Source organism: Aidingimonas lacisalsi (assembly GCF_008079445.1).
Taxonomy (GTDB): domain Bacteria; phylum Pseudomonadota; class Gammaproteobacteria; order Pseudomonadales; family Halomonadaceae; genus Aidingimonas; species Aidingimonas lacisalsi.
Window position 1 is genome coordinate 1 of sequence record NZ_VRYH01000005.1, and the last position, 21,213, is coordinate 21,213.

The following is a 21,213-nucleotide window of genomic DNA, read 5'->3' on the forward strand; positions in this document are numbered from 1 at the left end:
CGAGTTCACAGGCCCGCTCGACGTCGGCCTTGCTGCCGCCGACGTAGGTCGGTTCCAGCGTCTCGCCGGTGGCGGGGTTGATGGCGTTGATTGGTTTGCTGTTTCCTGTCACGGCCTGTTGGCCAATGATCATCTCACCTGTTACCGACACAATTCCTCCTTCAGGCTTCCTGATATTTTGCATACATACTGCGTGCACGACTCAAATGCTGGTACATCATTTCTCGTGCCGATTCAGCTTCACGTGACAAGATCGCCTCCAGAATATAGGAGTGCTCATCCAGTACACGTTCAAGATACTTTTCCGTCGATTCCGTGTTGATTTCCACACTCATCAGTTTGGCACGCGGAATGACGCTTTGACTCAGTTGCTCGTAAAACGAGCGGAAAAACGGATTCTTGGTCGCAATGGCTATCGCATAATGGAATTCGTAATCCTCGACTCTGGCCTGGGATTTTTCATGATAGGCCCGAATAAAATCGTCATGGCGTTGCCTGAGAGTCAAACGATCACTCTCATCATGGCGGATAGCGGCCAGCTCGGCTGCCGCCGGCTCCAGGTTCAAACGCAACTCCAGGATATGAAGTATGTCTTCAACCGTGGTGGCGCTGATGCGCTCGGCTGGCATTGCCTCGATCGGTGCCGAGCGCATCACGGTCGTTCCGACACCACGCCGGGTCTCGACCAGACCGAGTGACTTCAGGTGAGTGATGGCTTCTCGAATCACGGTACGACTGACCCCGAACGAATCACAAAGGCTATTTTCCGTCGGTAGCTTGTTACCTACGGCAATCTTGCCTTGCGTGATCAGCGTTTCAAGTTGATCCGCCACATGCAGGGACAAGCTTCCCTCGCGAGAAACCCGCCTGACATCAAATTGGCCTAGATCAGCCGCCACATCGGTATTTCGGGCCATAACGCTACCTGCCATCAAAAGTATGACTTTTAGTCTATCCTATCATCCCAGCGGCAGTTAACGAACCATTGCCGGCTTCTTGGGATCGAACTCCCACCCAGGTATCAGGTACTGCATTGCCATGGCGTCATTGCGCTGTACCACGTCCAGGCTATTGTACAAGCGGTGAGCCGCCATCAACTGCTCCTCATCGACCTCGATGCCGAGTCCAGGCACTTTCGGTACCGACAATTTGCCGTCATGAATCTGGAAGGGAGCCTTGGTGATGCGCTGACCATCCTGCCAGATCCAATGCGTGTCGATAGCGGTGATCTCTCCCGGGCAAGCCGCAGCTACATGCGTCATCATCGCCAGTGAGACATCGAAGTGATTGTTACTGTGTGACCCCCAGGTCATTCCCCACTCATGGCAGAGTTCACCCACCATGACCGCTCCTTGCATGGTCCAGAAATGGCAGTCCGCCAGCGGAATATCGACGGCATTCAATTGCACGGCATACTGTAGCTGCTTGAAATCGGTAGCAATCATGTTGGTTGCTGTTGGCAAACCGGTGCGCTTGCGGAATTCGGCCATCGTTTCACGCCCGGAATAGCTAGCTTCCTGGCCACAGGGGTCTTCAGCATAACTCAGCAGATCGCGTATCGGAGATAGCACGTTCACGGCTTCATCGAGGCTCCAGGCACCATTGGGATCCAGTGTCAGCCGGGCCTCGGGAAAGGCTTCATGGAGAGCACGAATGCAATCAGCTTCCTCCTCGCCACGCAACACCCCGCCTTTGAGCTTGAAATCCTTGAAGCCATAGCGCTCATACGCTGCCTTGGCCAGATTGGCCACGGCGTCCGGTGTCAACGCTTCACGATAGCGTACCTCATCCCAGGCATCCGTGGGCGCAGTCGCCTTGGGATAAGGCAGATCCGTCTTGGCCGGATCGCCGAGCAGGAACAGATAGCCCAGCGCTTCCACTTCATCGCGCTGACGACCGTACTGACCCAGTAGATCCGCAACCGGCAACTCGACCGCCTGCCCATAGAGGTCCAGCAAGGCTGACTCGATGCCGGTCATCACATGCACTGCGACGCGCAAATCGAAGGTCTGGCGTCCACGTTCCTCACGTCCGTTGCTGGCCAGCGCCAGGCGAACCTGGTTGAGCGTCTGCTTGAAAGCATTGATCCGCGAGCCTTCCACCAGTGAGCGGCACTGTTCGAGTCCCTTGAGAATGCCTGCGCTGGAAGGTATCTCTCCGACGCCTTGCCGACCGGCACTGTCTTCGAGAATCACGACACAGCGAACGAACCAAGGTGCATGCCCACCACTAAGATTGAGCAGGAAACCATCGTAACCGGCTACGGGAACCACACGCATCTTGGTAATTTCGGGAAACATCATCATCCATCCTGTCGATTGACTCTTGCTACGCTCTTGTCAAAGGGCACCATCGGCTCACGACGTCGCTCACACATGTGCCGAATAGCCCTCAAGTTACTGGTGCCGGATTGAAAAGCACCAAATCGTTATGCAATCCGAGACGGTCGGCAGCGACCTCCGTTTTACCACTCGCAACATCCAGAATGAGATGAAACAGTTCCCAGCCGATATCGGCGATACTCGCCTCGCCCGTAGCGATACGGCCGGCATCGATATCGATCAGGTCATGCCAACGCTGCCCTAGGGAGGAATTGGTGGACATCTTGATCACCGGCGCCATTGGCAGACCATAGGGCGTGCCACGCCCCGTCGTGAACACCTGCAGATTCATCCCGGCAGCGAGTTGTAGCGTGCCACAGACAAAATCGCTGGCCGGCGTTGCCGCAAATGTCAGTCCTCTGCGGCGAATACGCTCTCCCGGTCCCAGGACGTCGACGATCGGACTGTTGCCGGACTTGATGATCGACCCCAACGCCTTTTCCACGACGTTACTCAAACCACCGCGTTTGTTGCCGGGCGACGGATTGGCGCTACGATCGGCCTTACCGCCTTCGAGATAGTCGTCGTACCAGGCCATCTCCCGCAGCAGCGCCCGACCGACCTCTTCATCGATGGCACGCGGTGTCAGCAGATGAATGGCATCACGTACCTCGGTCACTTCCGAAAACATCACGCTACCGCCGGCACGAACGATCAAGTCGGTAGCGTAACCTACCGCTGGATTGGCCGTGACACCGGAAAAGGCATCGCTTCCGCCACATTGCATGCCGACGACCAGTTCGGACACGGGACAGGTTTCCCGGCGACGCCGGTCGAGTTTCTGTAAGTGGCGGTCCGCCATTGCCATGATGCTGTCGACCATGTCCGAGAAGCTGGTCAGCGACTCATCCTGCAGTTGCAGGGTGTCGGCCGCCAGTTCAGCGTCCTCGGTCGTGTCATGGATGCGCACAGGTTCCGCCCCTTGCTCATCCGATACCAGACGGGAAGGTTGCAACTTTTCGCATCCCAACCCTATCACCATCACCTCGCCGCCGAAGTTAGGATTGCGGGAAATATTCTGCAGGGTACGAATCGGAACGATCGCCGCGGGGGCATTGATCGCCACGCCACAGCCATAGGTATGATTCAGCGCCACCACATCGTCGACATTCGGGTAACGTGGTAGAAGTTCCTGCTTGATACGCGCCACGACATGATCGGTCATGCCCGCGACGCATTGCACACTGGTGGTAATGCCCAGCACATTCTTGGTGCCGACACTCCCATCCGGATTACGAAAGCCCTCGAAGGTATAGCCTTTCAGCGGTTCCATCGCTGGGGAGGGACGCGTTGCCAGCGGCAGTTCCTCCAGCCCGGGAGCGTCCGGTAGCTGCAATTGATGTTCCTTGATGCAATCGCCGCGTTGAATGCATTCAAGCGCCGTGCCGATCACTTCGCCATAACGCAGAATTGGCTCTCCCTCGGGGATAGCGGCCAGAGCCACCTTATGGCCTGCGGGGGCGGACATCGTCAGCACGGTACCGTCGAATAAGACATCACCTTCGTGCAGGCCACCGGGGTTCACGACGATGGCCACGTTGTCCTTGTCATGAACTTTGATAACGAGATTGGTCGTCATGGTCTCTCTCTTGATCGAACCTTTCCGAGCTCAGGTCTGTGTCTCGACCTCATCGCTCCGTTTACGGCGTGACTTTATGTTCAAGTAGATGGAAAACGCGATCGACATGAAAATCAGGACCCACAAGAAGACGGCGATAGGACTCTTGGTAAAGAAGATCATAAAGTTTCCGTAGGATTCCAGACTTTTCACGAAATAGATTTCGGCCGAACTTCCAAGGATGAATCCGATAATCAAGGGAGGGATTTCAATCCCCACTTTATGCGCCACGTATCCGAAGACACCGAAGATGAACAGCGTCCATACGTCGAACATGATGCCATAATTGATGGCATAGGCCCCCACGACACACATCATGATAATGACGGGATAAAGAATATACTTCGGTACGGCAACGACTTTGGCAATATGTTTGATAGCAAAGAACATGATGGCAAACATCACGAAATTAGCTACCAACAAGGCAAATACCATCGTGTACCAGGTATCCAGGTTGTCACCAATAAATAGTGGGCCAACCTGAATACCTTGCAATGTGAATGCACCGATCAGAATGGCAGTCGTACTATCTCCCGGAATACCGAGTGATAAAAGCGGAATCAATGCCCCCCCGGTCAAGGAGTTATTGGCAGATTCCGACGCGACAAGGCCTTGAGGTGCTCCTTTACCCATCTGGGAGGGATCGCGGGAAAAGTTCTTTTCCTGGGTGTAAGCCAGAACGGATGCTGCGCTACCGCCAATACCCGGCAACATTCCAACGAAGGTACCAATAGAGGATGAACGGAGAAGATTGACTAATTTTCCTCTGAAGACACTCATGGAAAAACGAACCTGGTCAGACATTCTCAGCGACTGACTCGACACCTCTTTCTTGACACCTTGCTCCGCCTCAATGAAGACAGTTCCCAAGCCGAACAGGCCAATCAATACCGGAAGTAGAGAAAATCCGCTTTCCAGGTAGGGCACCATGAAATCAAACATTAGCCGCAGTTCACCATTACCACCATCCGTAATGGAATAGGTACCTATCAGGCTTAACCAAACACCAAGCACCCCACTGAATATGCCCATCAGCATATTGCCGGAAAGTGAGGCTATCACCGTCAGTGCCAGGAAAATGATGAGAAACTTCTCGATGTAAGAAAACTTGATGGCAAAATCCGATAGAATCGGTGCGAACAGGAACAGAATGATCGCACTGAACACGCCACCGAAAAGGGAAGCGACGATGCCGATCTTGAGAGCCCGCTCCCCTTCACCACGCTGCGCCATGGGATAGCCATCGAACGTCGTGGTAATTGATGACGGAGTCCCGGGAATTTTCAGCAATACGGCAGGAACCAGCCCCCCCGTTATACCGCCGACATATAACCCCAGCAACAGCGCCAGGCCATTCGTCAAATCCAGGGCATACGTCAACGGCAAACAGACGGCAACGGCCATCGTCGCCGTCATCCCGGGAATGGAACCAAAAATGATGCCTACCAGAACGCCAAAGACGATCAGCAGAAAAAACAGTGGTGACAGCGCAGAAAGAAATTCCATGCGTACTCAGCCTCTATTGGATTACGGCAGGGTAATATGAAACAGCCTGGCTAACACGAACCATGCCAATAGCGGTGAAGCCAACGACACAATGACGATCGTTGTCAGCGTTCTCCTAGTAATCTCATGCACATACATCAATCCCATCAGACAGATGAAAGGCATCGATACAAAAAGGAAACCAAACCCCATATTGGGGAACCAGCCACCAACCACATCCATCATGATGAAGTAGACGACGACAAGAGCGACAGTGCCGAAAAATTTGAATTTATGAAAACCTTCCAGATCCAGAAGCTCCGTCATTCCTCCAGAACGGTATTTGGATATGATCGGTCTGGCATTCTGAATAACCACCAAAACGAACAATCCGCATAGTAACCATGTAATGATTCTGGGGAAAAACAAATGAGACTGGTCGAAGGGAATCGTGATATCAAAGAATGACAAGAAGTTACCCTCCATTTTCAAAGTCACGGCCTATATCGGAAACGATAGAGGGATACGAATGACGAAGAGACCGGTGCAAAACACCGGTCTCAATAGTGCGAGGCATCAATCGATCGAGTTGATGATTTCCTCGTACTCGTTCATCTTTTCCTGGAGGTACTCTTCTGACTCATCCGAAGGCTTGAAATTAGGAATAAAGAAGGACTGTTTTTGCGTTTTCTGGATCTCTCCTTCGTCATAGATCTCGGCCAAGGCCTCATCCATGTAGTCGACGATTTCCTGATCCATGTCCTCGTTGTAGATGAAGAAGAACTCCTTATCGAAGGTGAAGTTCTTCTCACCATCCTGGGTCACGGTCACGTTCGGCTCCGTGAACTCCAGCAACTCTTCACGAGTCGTTTCTCCCATTCCCTCTTCGAGTGTCTGCTCGATCGTATCCTGGCGAGCTGTCAGCCAAACGAAACGCATGGCTTTCTGATCGTCTTCCGGCAGCCGGGTAAACTGTTCGTTGGCTTGCACCGAGCCATTGATGACATCCGCCAAACCGTCGAACATCTGCTGGTTCTTATCCGACTGGGAGCCGGAATTGACTGCAACCAGGTTTTCCTCGGCGCCGGGGTGCTCGATGCGGATGGCATTCTTCAAAGCACTAAAGCCGATTTCCGAAACACCGCCAGGCTGGATGGAAACGCGCACCCGCTCACCATCGGCCACTGCTTCCTTGATGTCATCCAGCGTCTCGTACGGTGAATCCTTGGCGACGAGATAGGCGTTACCAGGATTGATCGCGATCGACGGCCCCACGTTGAACTCTTCGAAAACGTTCTCGTAACCACGAACACCATACAAGTGCCCCAAATAGGCCATGTCGTGGAAGATCATCATGGTGTTGCCGTCAGGGCTACGCTCCAGAGCCTTGAAAGCCTCTGTCGCACCTACCGCATCGACTTTGACGTTCATGTCGAGCTTGTCGGACAGTTGCTGAGCCACGATTTCCGAGTTCTGGTATGTATCACCACCCGTTGATGTCGAGCCGATGACGATGCGCAAGTTGCCATCGATCGGCGCTTCTTCTTCTGCCATGGCCGTGTTGAATGCGCCGGTACCGGCGATAGCAACGGACAGTGCGAGAATTGTTTTTTTCATGAATACACCTCTATGAGCTGCGTGGATTTAGCGTTACACATTGTTGGCAATGCCAACCAGCGTTTCGAGCTGCTGGCGCTCTTCGGAAGTCGGCATCGTCAGCGGCGCTCGTACGGCGCCCGCCGGCCGGCCAATCAGGTCCGCACCCGCCTTGACCAGACTCACCGCATACCCCGCCTTCCGGTCCCTGAGATCCACAAAGGGGATGAAAAACTCATTCGTGAGTTGTCGCACAACCTCACTGTTCCCCTTGCGCAGTTCCTTGTAGAACGTCACCGCCATTTCCGGCACGAAATTGAATACCGCCGAGGAGTACGTGTTCACCCCGATCGATAGATAGGCTTCCGCGTAAATCTCCGCCGTCGGCACCCCGCCGACGTACACCAGACGATCACCCACCGTCTTGACGATCTTGTTCAACAACTGCATATCGCCCTTGCCGTCCTTCAGCCCCACCAGATTGGGGCAGGCCGTGGCCAGGCGCTGCACCGCATCCGCCTGCAACACACCGTTGCCGCGGTTGTAGTAGATGATGCTCAATGACGTGGCGGCACAGACCTGGCGGGCATACTCGACCAGCCCATCCTGCGGACACTCCGTCAGGTACGGCGGCATCAACAGCAATCCATCCGCACCCGCTTCCTCCGCCGCCTGGGCAAAGGCCCGGGCACTGCCGATACTCAATCCCGCACTCGCAATCACCGGCAGCTTCCCGTCAACCACCTCGACCGCCGCCTTCACGATCCGGCGATACTCGTCCAGCGTCAGATTGAAAAACTCGCCCGTGCCTCCGGCCACGAATACCGCCGAAATCTCGTGACTCACGAACCACTCCAGACGACGGCGATAACTCGCCTCGTCGAAGTGTCCGTCGCTGTCGAAATCGGTCACCGGGAACGACAACAGACCGTCCCCTACCGCTTGCTTGACTTCTTCTCCGGAAAACGTCACCAGAATGTCCTCTCGTGCTGCTTGACTTGACGGCCGGCCCTCTAAGCCCTGGGCGCGGCGAGGTATCGTGAATGGACAACGACTCATCGAGGATCATTGTCATACATCATACAAATAGAAAACTAATGCCTGACGACATCGGAAGCAAGTGACTCAAGCACAGTTAAGACCAAAGTTTAATCCGGGCGGGCTAGCTCACCCGCTCGGTAAGCATGGACTCTCAGCGCTCAGTCATCGTCGGGATGGCCCAACGCAGCGAACTTCCCTCCCTGGTACACCACGGCGGGATCATCGGGATGCAAATCGGTGTCTTTGGCTTCCGTCTCGGCACGCCATGGCTCCGAACCATCCTTTGGCACCCACCCCAGAAAGCGGGACTGTGAATTGTCCCACCACTGCTCGGCATTGTCCGACGCACCATAGACCACCGTATGACCCAGCTTGGGCGCGACGAAGGCCCTGTGAAGTAAGGCAATGAAATCCTCGAGACTCAGCCAGGTTGCCATCATTCGCGTGTCGGCAGGCTTGTCGAAACAGGAACCGATCCTGACACTCAGCGTTTCGACCCCGAACTTGTCATGGTAAAGGCTGGCCAGATCCTCCCCGAAGCATTTGGAAACGCCATAGAGAGAATCGGGCTTGTGCGGCACCCGTGTATCCAAGCGTTGGGTACGTTCGTAGAAACCGATCGTATGATTGGAGCTGGCGAACACGATACGGGAACCACCATGCCGTCTCGCCGCCTCATAGAGGTTGTAGGTCCCCATGATGTTAGCATGCAGAATACGTTCCCAAGGCCGCTCTACCGACGCGCCTCCCAAGTGCACGATGCCATCGCAGTCACGCACCAGATCGTTGACGGCTTGCCCGTCTGCTAGATCCGCCGCGACCACTTCCTCATGCGGGGCGGCCTCTCCCAGATCGGCGATATCCGACAACCGAACCTGTTTGGCCAGTCGTGTCAGGTGAGGACGTAAACTGCTGCCGAGCCCACCCGCGGCGCCGGTTACCAGAATACGATCAAGCATACTGTTCCTCCTTGTGCTGCATACCGGAAAGTCGGTACATCACTCGAAGCCATAGAGTACGGCCGGGTTATCGACCAGAATCTGCCGATGCCATTCGGCGTTGGCCCATTCGAGCAAGACATCGAGCTGCTCGGCATCGTCGGGATACCGAGCCTGGGAAACCCTGGCATGAGGCCAGTTGCTTCCCCAGATGATGCGTTCCGGCGCATGCGCAATGATCCGTCGGGCAATCGCTCCGACATCGTCATAGTGAGGACCACCAGTGAGACTGGCCTCATAGCCGGCGCAGATCTTGACCCAGGCATTCCCCTGATCGAGCAGACGCAGAATGTCATCGACCCGCCGATCATTCGCCGGCACCGGGTCCATGAATTTACCGATATGATCGATGATGTAGTCACACTCGATCTTACGCAGCTCATCGACGTAATCATCGAGATAACGGCCATTGAACTGAACCATCAAGTGCCACCCGAAGGGGCGGATCACGCGCTCGACCTCAAGCATATGATCCGTACTTACCGCCCCGCCGTGCAGATTCATGATTCGAGCACCACGAACCCCTTGATCGTGCCAGGAACGCAATTCATCTTCCGGTGTATCAGGCGTCACGACTGCCACACCGCGTGCTGATCGGGTTCCGAGCTCATTCAAGGCGGTCAGTAACGCTCGGTTATCGAACTGATAGGCATTGGATTGCGTCACAACGACACGCTCCAACCCTAGACGTGCCTGGACGCGACGGTAGTCGGCTACCGTCGCCCACTCGCTTATCGGCGAATTGGGCGATTGCGACTCATATCCCGGCAAGTAGAGGTGTATATGGCAATCGGTGGCACCGGGGGGCGTTTTGAGCTTCGGGGGTGGACCATCCAATGGCCTGGTATTGGGAGAAGTGGTTTCCATGCGTTACGACTCCTTCAAGGCATACTGCGACAAGGCATCACGGTTGATTTCGATCCCCAACCCCGGACCATCGGGGATCGGGACGACGCCGTATTCATGTTCTAGGGGCGTGACGACGACCGCCTGACGGAACGGGTTCTCGGTACGATCGAATTCCAGAATGGGGTCAATGGGATGGCGTCTCGGCGGGTTCGGCAACAGTGACGCCATGAACTGCAGACTGGCGGCGATACAGATGGCCGTTCCCCACACATGAGGTACGAGACGTACTCCATGCATGGCAGCCATATCGGCGACACGGCGCATTTCCGTGAAACCGCCGACACCACAGATATCAGGTTGAAGAATATCGATGGCTCGCGTTTCCAGTGGCTCCTGCATGGCGTAACGTCCATGCCAGGTTTCACCGCCCGCGACAGGAATCGGCTGCTCGGCACGGACCGCCCGATACGTCGATATCTGCTCCGGCAACACCGGCTCCTCGAACCAATCCACACCGTATTCTGCCGCCCGTACGCCCACCTCCACGGCCTCCAGGAAATCATAACCGTGATTGGCGTCGATCATCAGGCGGACATCCGGCCCGACCGCATCACGTACCGCAGCGATGACAGCCAGATCTTCCTCGACATCGAAGCCGATCTTGATCTTGACGGCATGAAATCCTTCTCGGCGATAGCCGGCCACTTCATGCGCAATATCAGTCACACGATCGACACCTTCGCGCCGGAAGGATCCCGTGGCGTATGCATGCACACTGTCACGCACTCTGCCACCTAATAAGGTCGAGATCGGCACATCGAAATACTTGCCTTTGATATCCCATAGCGCGATGTCAATCCCGCTGAGTGCCGTCACGGTCAAACCTCGCTGCCCTTGATCGCGCAAGCGATTGTAGAGTTCCAACCAGATCACTTCCGTCTTCAGTGGGTCCTTACCGATCAGTGAAGCCCCATAGGCATCGACCACGGCCGCATTCAGCGTAGCCGGCCCCAGGCATTCTCCCCAACCTACGGTGCCATCATCGCAAACGACCTCGACCAGGCAGTGCTGGCGCCGGGAAAAGTGCATGGAAGCACTCTCGAACTGAGTGTCGAGCGGGTAGTCGAGAACATGAGTACGAACGGACTGAACTTTCATCTTACGATTCCTTTGCGTTCCCAGGTGTCTCGGCGACACCGCTATTCGAACAAGCCGGGTAATGTGAGAGAAACCGCTGGAACATAGGTGACCAGCATCAAGGCAAGAAACAGAGCCAGATAGAACGGCCAGATGGTGCGCACGGCATGCTCGATCTTGATCTGACCGATGACGCACCCCACAAACAGGCAACCACCGACTGGGGGCGTACATAACCCCAACCCCAGGTTCATCATCAACATGATTCCGAACTGGATCGGATCCATACCAGCCTGTACCGCGACAGGCAGGAAAATGGGGGTACAGATCAGGATCAGCGCGGCCATGTCCATGATCATGCCAAGGCCGAGCAAGAGCAGGTTCAGCATCAGCAGAATGACGAGGGGATTGTCGGAAATGGCGGTAAGTACTCCGATCAGCAACTCGGGAACGTTATATAGCGCCAGCAAATAGGAGAATGCGGCAGCACACCCCACCAGAATCATGACCAGGGCCGTCGTCTTGACCGATTGAGCGACAGCTGCCTTGAACGATTCCCAGCGTAGCTCGCGATACACCAGTGCCGTTACCACGATGGCATAGATGGCGCCGAAGGCCCCTGACTCGGTGACGGTCAGCACCCCGGAAAGCACGCCGCCCACGATGATGACGGCGGTGAACAGCCCCGGCAATGCGGCGAAAAAACTGATCAGCAACACCTGCCATCCGGGAAAGGCTTCGCCCTTGTAGCCGCGATGAACAGCAACGATATAGGCAACGATGGCCAATGCCAGACACATCAGGATCCCCGGCACGATGCCGGCAATGAACAACTGGGTCACTGAAATGCCGCCACCAGCCGCCACCGCATACAGGATCATGTTGTGGCTCGGCGGTATAACGACACCGGCAACCGATGATGTCACCGTGACGTTGACGGCATAATCGGCATCGTATCCCTTCTCTTTCATCACCGGGACCAGTAGTGATCCCAATGCTGACGTGTCCGCCACGGCAGAGCCGGAAATTCCCCCGAACAGCATTGACGAACTGACGTTGACGAGACCGAGCCCCCCTCGCATCCGGCCGACCATGGCCGATGCCAGTCGCACCAGCCGGTTGGAAATCCCCCCTTGGAGCATGAGCTCACCGGCGAAGATGAAGAAAGGAATGGCCAGCAGCGAGAACACGGAAATGCCGGACAGAATCCGCTGAAACGCCACGAAAAGCGGCAATCCCTCATAGATGAACGTGCCGACTGCAGCCAATCCCACGGCAAAGGCGACGGGAGCGCCCGATATCAGTCCCAAAAAGAACAGACCAAAGAGGATGGCGAGACCCATGTTGAATCCTTTTCAATGGCGGGTTGAAAGCATGCGTTTGGCCATGTCGGCACCCACGAAAACGACCATCAATGCCCCGCAGATGACCAAAGGCGCAGCACGCCAGCTTTCCGATATGCCAATCATGGGAATTGCGCGCTCCAGATTGGTCATGACCAGAAGCCACCCCTGGTAAACCATGCAACCGCCAAAACCGATCACGAAGAGATCGGAAATGGTGTGCAGCAGTCGACGCCAGACGTCGGGCAAACTTTCCCTGATGAAATCGATATTCAGGTGCGTGTTGTTTCTCACCCCTACGGCGGTCCCGAGACAGGTGATATACACGACCATGACAAGTGATGCCTGCTCGACCCAGGTTGGTGTATCGTTCAGGACATAACGTCCAAACACCAGCCATCCAAAAATGGCGATCAACAACACGAGCAGGATGCCGGCGGTGATCAGGCATATTCGGGCTATGCCATCCAGCACCCGATCCAATGCAGATCTCGAGTCGACACCATCCCTGAATCGTTTATCCGGAGTTGCACTCACAATGCCCTCCCGGCCTTCCTGGAAAGCCGGGAGCTCCCCAGGAGAGGCACTTGGATGATCAGTTGGTGTCCTGAATATCCGTCACCAGCGACTCCAGCTCCGGATTCTCCTCGAGGAAGGTGTCATACACTGACTGCATCTTTTCCTGGAAGGCCGACTTGTCGTTGACTTCATTGATCTCGACGCCATCCTCTTCAACGAGCTCACGGCTTTCCTTGGACCCTTCTGTCCAGAGCTCACGCTGAAGCTCAGCGGCAGCCAGGGCCTCTTCACGGATGATGTCTTGATCTTCGTCGGACAGGGATTCCCATTTGGACTTGGCGATGCATAGACACTCGGGAATGATCAAGTGCTCGGTCAGCGAATAGTACTTGGAGACTTCGTAATGCCCACTCGACTCGAACGAGGGGAAGTTATTTTCTGCGCCATCGATAACTCCCGTCTTGAGAGATTGATAAACCTCCCCGTAAGCCATCGGGGTTGCGTTACCCCCCAACGCCTCGATCATCTCGACATAGAGATCGTTGTTCATCACCCGAACCTTGAGGCCTTCTACATCCGCCGGTTCCTCGACAGGATGATCGGCGTTATACAAGCTACGTGCCCCGGAGTCGAACCATGACAGCGCGATCAGATTCTTGTCCTCGAGGGCATCGGCAAAACGCTCACCGATTTCACCATCCATGACTTCATGCATATGCTCACGGCTGCTGAACAGAAACGGTAACGAGAGAACATTGGTCTCTTTGACGATGGGTCCCATCGGTCCCATGTTGAAATTGCCGAAATCGAGAGCCCCATTGCGAGTCTGCTCGATGGCATCCGGTTGATCCCCTAGGACACCGTTGTTGTACATGCGCGGTTCAATACGCCCCTCGGTACGTTCAGCCACTTTATCGGCGAAGGACTCGAGCGCTTCGGTGTTGGGATACCCTTCGGGATGGACATTCCACCCTCGCCACTCGGCCGCCTGGGCCGATCCCGACAGCAGCGCCAACGACCCCACGGAAGCGACAGCGATCAGTATTGTATTCATCTTGTTTATGCGCATGGCGTTTTCCTCTCGATTGACTACTTGATCCGTTATCGTTGTTTTACCGTTGCCACCAGCGTTTCGAGCTGCTGGCGCTCTTCGGAAGTCGGCATCGTCAGCGGCGCTCGTACGGCGCCCGCCGGCCGGCCAATCAGGTCCGCACCCGCCTTGACCAGACTCACCGCATACCCCGCCTTCCGGTCCCTGAGATCCACAAAGGGGATGAAAAACTCATTCGTGAGTTGTCGCACAACCTCACTGTTCCCCTTGCGCAGTTCCTTGTAGAACGTCACCGCCATTTCCGGCACGAAATTGAATACCGCCGAGGAGTACGTGTTCACCCCGATCGATAGATAGGCTTCCGCGTAAATCTCCGCCGTCGGCACCCCGCCGACGTACACCAGACGATCACCCACCGTCTTGACGATCTTGTTCAACAACTGCATATCGCCCTTGCCGTCCTTCAGCCCCACCAGATTGGGGCAGGCCGTGGCCAGGCGCTGCACCGCATCCGCCTGCAACACACCGTTGCCGCGGTTGTAGTAGATGATGCTCAATGACGTGGCGGCACAGACCTGGCGGGCATACTCGACCAGCCCATCCTGCGGACACTCCGTCAGGTACGGCGGCATCAACAGCAATCCATCCGCACCCGCTTCCTCCGCCGCCTGGGCAAAGGCCCGGGCACTGCCGATACTCAATCCCGCACTCGCAATCACCGGCAGCTTCCCGTCAACCACCTCGACCGCCGCCTTCACGATCCGGCGATACTCGTCCAGCGTCAGATTGAAAAACTCGCCCGTGCCTCCGGCCACGAATACCGCCGAAATCTCGTGACTCACGAACCACTCCAGACGACGGCGATAACTCGCCTCGTCGAAGTGTCCGTCGCTGTCGAAATCGGTCACCGGGAACGACAACAGACCGTCCCCTACCGCTTGCTTGACTTCTTCTCCGGAAAACGTCACCAGAATGTCCTCTCGTGCTACTTGACTAGACGGCCGGCCTCTGCAAGCACGGCATCATGATCCCTTTGTTTTTGTAATACATCATACATAAGGTAACGTAGGAGACAGGGCGAACCATGAGCAAGTATAATGACGAGACTTCATACCAAAGTTGAGTCTCGCATTGATGAAGATGGTTGACTCATCATTTCGATGAACTCACCGGTAACCGACTGAATCATCAACCAAAGCTGCCCACCTACTCCATACTGTGAACATCATCATCCTCAGACGACGACCTCGGTTGACGCCTGCCCGCTCCAACATCGCGGCAGTTGAGTACCCACTCGCTGAAACGACCTGGTACGGAGATAGCGCATGAATCTGGCTGGCGTGTTTGCCGAAACCTTGAACGTCACGCTGCCTGTCTTTGCCATGGTCTTCATGGGTTTGGCACTGAAACGCATCGGCTGGATCGACCGAACCTTCATCGATACGGCATCCGCTCTGGTATTCAAGGCCACTATGCCGACATTGATTTTTCTCAGCCTGATTCACGCTGACATGGAGCAAGCGTTCGATCCGAAACTGATGGCGTTCTTTGGCCTCACGACAGTAGCGCTCTTCCTGCTGAGTTGGGCTTGGTCTCTTTGGCGGGTATCACCGGCCGACCGTGGGGTCTATGTTCAGGGGGCGTTCCGCGGTAATTGCGGTATCGTCGGCTTGGCGCTGGCGGCCGGGATGTATGGGGACTATGGATTGTCGGCAGGCGGATTGCTGTTAGGTGTCGTGATTCTGAGCTACAACATCCTGTCCGTCTTCGTCCTGGTCATCCATGGAGGGCGCGAACGTGCCAACTGGCATCATATATTCCGCCATATCGCACTCAACCCGTTGATTCTAGCCGTTCTCGCTGCCCTGCCTTTCATGTGGTTCCAGATCACTCTCCCGACCTGGTTGATGACGTCGGGGGAGTATTTCGCCTCCTTGACTCTCCCACTGGCGTTGATATGCATAGGTGGCACGCTATCCATCAGGGGGATCAAGGAATCTCGCCACGTCGCCATAGGTGCCAGCCTGATGAAGATGGTCACGCTGCCCATTCTTGGAACACTGGCGTCCTGGTGGGCAGGATTCTCGGGCCGACAGCTCGGCTTGCTGTTTCTGTATTTCGCCAGCCCGACAGCAGCCGCCAGTTTCGTCATGGTCAAGGCCATGGGCGGTAACGCCAAGCTCGCTGCCAACATCATCGCCATCAGCACCTTGCTGGCCAGCCTGACCATTACCGGGGGCGTATTCGCACTACGGGCTCTCGACCTCATTTGACGTATTCACGACGACCTCGAGCTGCTCTTCAAGACCGGGAGTCACGTAGACCCGATCATTGACGATGCAACTCATGACGATGCATCTCTCAGTCGAGACTCGATGGCGCCTGGAAGCCAATCAAATCGGCACAGCCTGCTGCCCAGACATCGGCTTGCAGGCCCACGACACCGGCCGCAGGAAATCCACCGCCCAGGCTACGCTGGCCATCGACCAAACGTGCCGTGAGCTCACCGACCAATGGCATGTGGCTGACCAGTAACCACGGCACTCCCTCGCCGTTGACCTGTAACCAATCGATGACGTCTTCCACCGGATCGTCCGGAGTGATCAGTGCCAGGGTTTCAAGCGTCAACCCTAGTCTACCGGCAACGATCTCTGCCGTTTGTTGAGCTCTTTGATAAGGACTGACGGCCAAGCGCAAACGGTCTCGGCTTGATGTATCCAGGGAATCGGCCAGCCATTCGGCCATACGCTCCACATCCCGTCGCCCGGTCTCGGTCAATTCACGCAGATGATCGGGGCGCCCTGGGGCAGCTTCACCATGACGCATGATCCATAGCGAATCAGTCATGATCGTCCTCCTCGAGTTTGCGTGCCTGCTGCACCGCCTCTCGCGACAGGATGAACTCCACATCGCTGCTTTGTTCACCTTGCATCAGCAGCCTGGCCATCTCGCGCGCCGGGATCTCGTTGAACAAGACCTGGTAAAGCCCCTCCGCGATCGGCATGTAGACACCATCCCGACGCGCCTGGTTGCATACCAGACGTACCGTATTGACACCTTCCGCCACCTGTCCTAGCGCGTCGACGGCCTCCTCCAGGGTCTTGCCCTCGCCCAGCGCGAAACCTACCCGGTAGTTGCGTGACAGACTGGACGAGCAGGTAACGATCAGGTCGCCAACGCCGGCAAGCCCCAAAAAGGTCATGGGATTCGCCCCCTGTTCGACGGCAAAGCGGCTCATTTCAGCCAGCGCACGCGTCATCAGCATACTACGCGTGTTTTCCCCCATCCCCAGCGCAGCGGCCATGCCAGCCGCAATGGCATAGATATTCTTGAGGGCACCACCAAGCTCGACCCCATAGCGATCGTTGCTGGCATAAACTCGGAAATATTCGCATCCCAGTACGCTCTGCACTCGCGCCCGGGTCAGAGGGTCGTCACTCGCGATGACGGTAGCCGTCAGCTGTTTATCGGCCAGTTCCGAGGCCAGATTGGGGCCGGACAGCACACCGATATGGGAAAAACCGGTTTCGCGTTCGAGAATTTGGCTCATCAACAGAAAACCATCTTCCTCGATTCCTTTCGTCGTACTGACCAGTATCTGCTCAGACGTTAACCAGGCGCCTGCTTGTCTGACGATTGTCTGAAACGCCTTGGAGGGAATGGCGACCAGAACCAGCTCGGCCCCCTCGAGAACCGCCTGCATGTCGTTGCTGGCTTCCACCGAGGGATTGATCGCGTAATTCGGTAGATAGCGCGAATTACGATGGTCACGATTGATTTCGTCAGCCAACGTCGGGTCACGCAGCCACTGCTGCACCTTGGCGCCATTGTCAGCGGCGATGCTTGCCAGCGCCGTACCGAAGCTCCCACCGCCAAGTACCGCGACCTTGATAACCTGCTCGGACATTAACCTTCCCTAGCCCAGTTGATGAAGGACGCCATTGTAACCAATGAAGGGAGGAACTTGCGCCCCTCCCCTCGTCTACGGTCGTGTCTGCCCCGATAACGATCACAGGGTCTTGATCGAAGCGATCATCTCGGTAATGACCTTCTGACCATCGCCATAGACCATACGTGCATTGTCACGATAGAACAGGTGGTTCTCGACACCGGAAAATCCGGTTCCCTGTCCACGCTTGACGACCAGGACATTCTTGGCTTCGTCGACATTGAGCACCGGCATACCATATAGCGGACTGTCGGGATCTGTCTTGGCAACGGGGTTGACCACATCATTCGCGCCGATCACTAACGCCACGTCAGCCGTCTCGAAGTCGTTATTGATCTCCTCGAGGTCGAAGATCATGTCGTAAGGCACGCCCGCTTCAGCCAGCAGCACGTTCATATGCCCGGGCATGCGCCCTGCGACGGGATGGATCGCGAAACTGACTTCGATCCCGCGCTCCTGCAACAATTCGACCATTTCCCAGAGCTTGTGTTGCGCCTGCGCCACAGCCAGGCCATATCCTGGCACGATGATCACACGGTCGGCATAGGCCATCTGCACTGCAGCATCCATGGTACCGACATCCTTGATGCTGCCTTCGATCTCGGTCGCTTCCTCACTGACCGGCCCGAACTGCTTGAACAGGATATTGATCAACGAGCGATTCATGGCCTTGGCCATCAACAGCGTCAGCAAACTGCCCGCAGCCCCGACCACGGTACCGGCGATGATCATTGCCGCATTGTCGAGTACGAACCCTTCCATTGCCACGGCCAGGCCCGTCAACGCATTGAACAGGGAAATGACGACCGGCATGTCTGCCCCGCCGATCGGCAGCGCCACCATCACGCCGAATGCCAGGGCCAACAGGAAGAAGATCAACAGCACGAAGATACCCGGCGTGGCGGCAGCCACCCAGATGCCAAGCAACACCGCAGCCACGAGTACAGCCAGGGTGATCTGCTGTTGATTGGCAAAACGCACGGCCTTTTTCATGCGCCCATCGAGCTTGGCCCATGCCACGACAGAACCGGAAAAAGCCACACTCCCGATCAACGCCCCTAGTACCCCCAACCACAGCGCTAGATGGCCATGGGACTCGATCAGACTGGGGTCTCCAGCAACTCGCATCAATTCAACCGCGGCGATCCCCCCCGCGGCACCGCCACCCATGCCGTTGTAAATGGCAATCATCTGGGGCATATCGGTCATCGCCACACGCTTGGCGCTCCACCAGGCAACCCCGCCACCGATCAGAATCGCCAGCAGCATCAGACCATACTGACCGCGAATCTCCGGATGCAAAAAGGTCACCAGCGTTGCCAGCCCCATGCCGATACCGGCCCAAATCACCCCGCTGCGCGCCGTCGTGGGGTGTGACATACGCTTGAGCCCAAGGATGAACAGGACGGCCGTGGCAAAGTAACTGGTTTCGATCAATGCACTCATACCTTACCTCCCTTGGCGGCTTCCTTGAGCGCTTTCGCCTTGTCGTTACTCTCCTTCCCCTGGCGCTTGTCGGAACTCTTGAACATCTCCAGCATTCGTTCCGTGACCACATAGCCACCCACTGCATTGCCGGCTCCCAGCACGACGGCGATGAAGCCGATCAGTTGTTCACCGAAGGTCTCGGCCTGTCCCAACGCTACCATGGCCCCGACCACGACGATGCCATGCACGAAGTTGGAGCCCGACATCAAAGGGGTATGCAGAATGACCGGCACCCGGGATATGACCTCATAGCCGACGAATCCCGCCAGCATGAGAATGTAGAGTGCGGAGAGTCCTTCGATCATGAGTCGTCCTCCATCCACTGACGTACTTGTTCATTGACGATTTCGCCATCGCGGGTCAGACACATCGGGCCGATCACCGCATCCTCGAAGTCAAGTTCGAGTTCGCCATCCTCGATGAATGGCGACAACAGGTTATACAGATTGCGGGCATACATCTCGCTGGCTGGCACCGCCAGGCGTGACGGAATATCCAGCGGCCCATGGATGCTCACATCGTGATGCTCAACGGTTTCGCCGGGTTGGGTCAGCTCGCAATTGCCGCCACCCTCGGCCGCCAGATCGACGATGACCGCCCCCGGTTTCATACGCTCCACCATCGCCTGGGTGATGATCTTGGGAGCCGGCCGGCCCGGTAGGGCTGCTGTGGAAATCACAGCATGCGCTTCGCTCAGACGCTTGGCCAACGCTTCGGCCTGGGTCGCTTTCTCATCGTCACTGAGTTCACGTGCGTAGCCGCCTTCTCCCGATGCATCGACCCCCGTATCGATCATTTTGGCGCCCAGCGATTCGACCTGTTCGCGCGCTGCCGCACGGATGTCATAGGCCTCGACCTGTGCCCCCAAGCGCCTGGCAGTCGCGATCGCCTGGAGCCCGGCGACGCCGGCGCCGATCACCACTACCTTGGCCGGGCGAACCGTGCCCGCTGCCGTCGTCAACATGGGAAAAAAGACCGGTGCACGTTCAGCGGCCTGCAAGGCGGCATGATAGCCAGCAACCGCAGCCTGGGAGGACAAGGCGTCCATGCTCTGGGCACGCGAGATACGCGGCACCAGTTCCATGGCGAGTGCCGTGATGCGCCGTTTGCGATAGATTTCCACCTGTTCGAGATTGGCATGAGCAGCCAGCAAACCGACCAATACGCACCCTTCCGGTAAGGCTTCAGCTTCCTCGACACTGGGAGCACGCACGCACAGGACGGCCGTCGCATCGGCCAACCCTTTGTCACGTTCAACGATAGTGACCGGTTCTCCATAATGATCATCCGGGAAATGGGCTCGCTCCCCGGCCCCTTTCTCGACAGCCACCTGGCAACCGTCACGCGTCAACCGCATCGCCGTGGCAGGGTCCAGTGCCACGCGTAACTCACCAGGCCTGTGCTCCCTAGGGATCAGGATCTTCAACATCGGCAAACTCCCTTGTGTCCAATCATGATGGCTAGCATCGCCGTTGCATCGGCGTCTCGTCATACCTTCATGACATCATGCTTCGCTATCACTCACGAAAACGTCATGAAAACAAAGCGGATCACGTAGTTTTTTAATAAACCCGGTCAAACGCAAGTCTTTCTGCAAAAAAAGGCAGTATACGGCATACCTTATTATCGGTATAAGCTTTATTTTATAAATCAACAAAGAATCAACCTCATGATTTAAAAGGATTTCCATGACTAATCAACCATGAAAATTTCTTTATCATCACCATAAGCAATACGTTATCGTTATGGACAGACAAT

At 56.1% G+C, this 21,213-nt stretch carries 20 protein-coding genes; 1 reads left to right on the top strand and 19 read right to left on the bottom strand.

All coding sequences use genetic code 11. The features are described 5' to 3' along the window. Window positions 1–161 precede the first annotated feature (161 nt). The 14 genes from FVV99_RS11340 to kdgD (FVV99_RS11405) form a co-directional block, all read right to left on the bottom strand. Window positions 162–917: a FadR/GntR family transcriptional regulator gene (locus tag FVV99_RS11340; protein WP_236645395.1), complete on the bottom strand. Its 756-nt coding sequence runs from the start codon at window positions 915–917 to the stop codon at window positions 162–164. Window positions 918–974: 57 nt separating this feature from the next. Then, on the bottom strand, window positions 975–2,300 hold the full coding sequence (locus FVV99_RS11345; RefSeq protein ID WP_148254520.1) for an enolase C-terminal domain-like protein: 1,326 nt from the start codon (window positions 2,298–2,300) through the stop codon (window positions 975–977). 91 nt (window positions 2,301–2,391) lie between these two features. Then, a complete protein-coding gene (garD, locus tag FVV99_RS11350; protein WP_148254214.1) occupies window positions 2,392–3,960 on the bottom strand; it encodes a galactarate dehydratase in 1,569 nt (522 codons plus the stop codon). Between the two features lie 30 nt (window positions 3,961–3,990). Then, window positions 3,991–5,505 (bottom strand): tripartite tricarboxylate transporter permease, encoded by a 1,515-nt coding sequence (locus FVV99_RS11355; RefSeq protein WP_148254215.1) that lies wholly within the window; start codon window positions 5,503–5,505, stop codon window positions 3,991–3,993. 21 nt (window positions 5,506–5,526) lie between these two features. Continuing rightward, window positions 5,527–5,970 (bottom strand): tripartite tricarboxylate transporter TctB family protein, encoded by a 444-nt coding sequence (locus FVV99_RS11360; protein WP_148254521.1) that lies wholly within the window; start codon window positions 5,968–5,970, stop codon window positions 5,527–5,529. 90 nt (window positions 5,971–6,060) lie between these two features. Beyond that, a complete protein-coding gene (locus FVV99_RS11365) occupies window positions 6,061–7,101 on the bottom strand; it encodes a type 2 periplasmic-binding domain-containing protein (protein WP_148254216.1) in 1,041 nt (346 codons plus the stop codon). Window positions 7,102–7,134: 33 nt separating this feature from the next. After that, window positions 7,135–8,052, bottom strand: coding sequence for a 5-dehydro-4-deoxyglucarate dehydratase (gene kdgD / locus FVV99_RS11370; protein ID WP_148254217.1), 918 nt, complete (start codon window positions 8,050–8,052; stop codon window positions 7,135–7,137). Between the two features lie 227 nt (window positions 8,053–8,279). After that, the gene (locus tag FVV99_RS11375; RefSeq protein WP_148254218.1) at window positions 8,280–9,080 is read right to left on the bottom strand and encodes an NAD-dependent epimerase/dehydratase family protein; all 801 of its coding nucleotides are present in this window, start codon (window positions 9,078–9,080) and stop codon (window positions 8,280–8,282) included. A gap of 39 nt (window positions 9,081–9,119) precedes the next feature. Then, the gene (locus FVV99_RS11380; protein WP_148254219.1) at window positions 9,120–9,986 is read right to left on the bottom strand and encodes an amidohydrolase family protein; all 867 of its coding nucleotides are present in this window, start codon (window positions 9,984–9,986) and stop codon (window positions 9,120–9,122) included. Window positions 9,987–9,989: 3 nt separating this feature from the next. Further along, a complete protein-coding gene (locus tag FVV99_RS11385) occupies window positions 9,990–11,126 on the bottom strand; it encodes a mandelate racemase/muconate lactonizing enzyme family protein (RefSeq protein WP_148254220.1) in 1,137 nt (378 codons plus the stop codon). Between the two features lie 41 nt (window positions 11,127–11,167). Next, window positions 11,168–12,448, bottom strand: a complete 1,281-nt coding sequence (locus tag FVV99_RS11390) for a TRAP transporter large permease (RefSeq protein ID WP_148254221.1) — start codon at window positions 12,446–12,448, stop codon at window positions 11,168–11,170. A 12-nt stretch (window positions 12,449–12,460) separates the two neighbouring features. Continuing rightward, the gene (locus tag FVV99_RS11395; protein WP_236645396.1) at window positions 12,461–12,985 is read right to left on the bottom strand and encodes a TRAP transporter small permease; all 525 of its coding nucleotides are present in this window, start codon (window positions 12,983–12,985) and stop codon (window positions 12,461–12,463) included. A gap of 58 nt (window positions 12,986–13,043) precedes the next feature. After that, a complete protein-coding gene (locus FVV99_RS11400) occupies window positions 13,044–14,036 on the bottom strand; it encodes a TRAP transporter substrate-binding protein (RefSeq protein WP_148254223.1) in 993 nt (330 codons plus the stop codon). Between the two features lie 32 nt (window positions 14,037–14,068). Beyond that, window positions 14,069–14,986, bottom strand: coding sequence for a 5-dehydro-4-deoxyglucarate dehydratase (gene kdgD / locus FVV99_RS11405; protein WP_148254224.1), 918 nt, complete (start codon window positions 14,984–14,986; stop codon window positions 14,069–14,071). A 357-nt stretch (window positions 14,987–15,343) separates the two neighbouring features. On the opposite strand from kdgD (FVV99_RS11405), the gene FVV99_RS11410 reads away from it, so the two are divergent. Then, window positions 15,344–16,291: an AEC family transporter gene (locus tag FVV99_RS11410; protein WP_148254225.1), complete on the top strand. Its 948-nt coding sequence runs from the start codon at window positions 15,344–15,346 to the stop codon at window positions 16,289–16,291. Between the two features lie 88 nt (window positions 16,292–16,379). Here the strand turns inward: FVV99_RS11410 and sixA are convergent, their stop codons facing one another. The 5 genes from sixA to FVV99_RS11435 all read right to left on the bottom strand — a co-directional run bounded on the left by sixA (window position 16,380) and on the right by FVV99_RS11435 (window position 20,884). Continuing rightward, window positions 16,380–16,865 (bottom strand): phosphohistidine phosphatase SixA, encoded by a 486-nt coding sequence (sixA, locus tag FVV99_RS11415; RefSeq protein WP_148254226.1) that lies wholly within the window; start codon window positions 16,863–16,865, stop codon window positions 16,380–16,382. After that, complete coding sequence (locus tag FVV99_RS11420) at window positions 16,858–17,925, bottom strand: NAD(P)H-dependent glycerol-3-phosphate dehydrogenase (protein WP_148254227.1); 1,068 nt, start codon at window positions 17,923–17,925, stop codon at window positions 16,858–16,860. The genes sixA and FVV99_RS11420 overlap by 8 nt, the downstream gene beginning before the upstream one ends. 102 nt (window positions 17,926–18,027) lie before the next feature. Continuing rightward, window positions 18,028–19,413 carry an NAD(P)(+) transhydrogenase (Re/Si-specific) subunit beta gene (locus FVV99_RS11425; protein WP_148254228.1) on the bottom strand — a complete coding sequence of 462 codons (1,386 nt, stop codon included), beginning with the start codon at window positions 19,411–19,413 and terminating at the stop codon, window positions 18,028–18,030. Then, complete coding sequence (locus FVV99_RS11430) at window positions 19,410–19,760, bottom strand: NAD(P) transhydrogenase subunit alpha (protein WP_148254229.1); 351 nt, start codon at window positions 19,758–19,760, stop codon at window positions 19,410–19,412. Before FVV99_RS11430 ends, FVV99_RS11425 begins: the two co-directional genes overlap by 4 nt. Continuing rightward, window positions 19,757–20,884, bottom strand: a complete 1,128-nt coding sequence (locus FVV99_RS11435; protein ID WP_148254230.1) for a Re/Si-specific NAD(P)(+) transhydrogenase subunit alpha — start codon at window positions 20,882–20,884, stop codon at window positions 19,757–19,759. The genes FVV99_RS11430 and FVV99_RS11435 overlap by 4 nt, the downstream gene beginning before the upstream one ends. Between the last annotated feature and the right edge of the window lie 329 nt (window positions 20,885–21,213).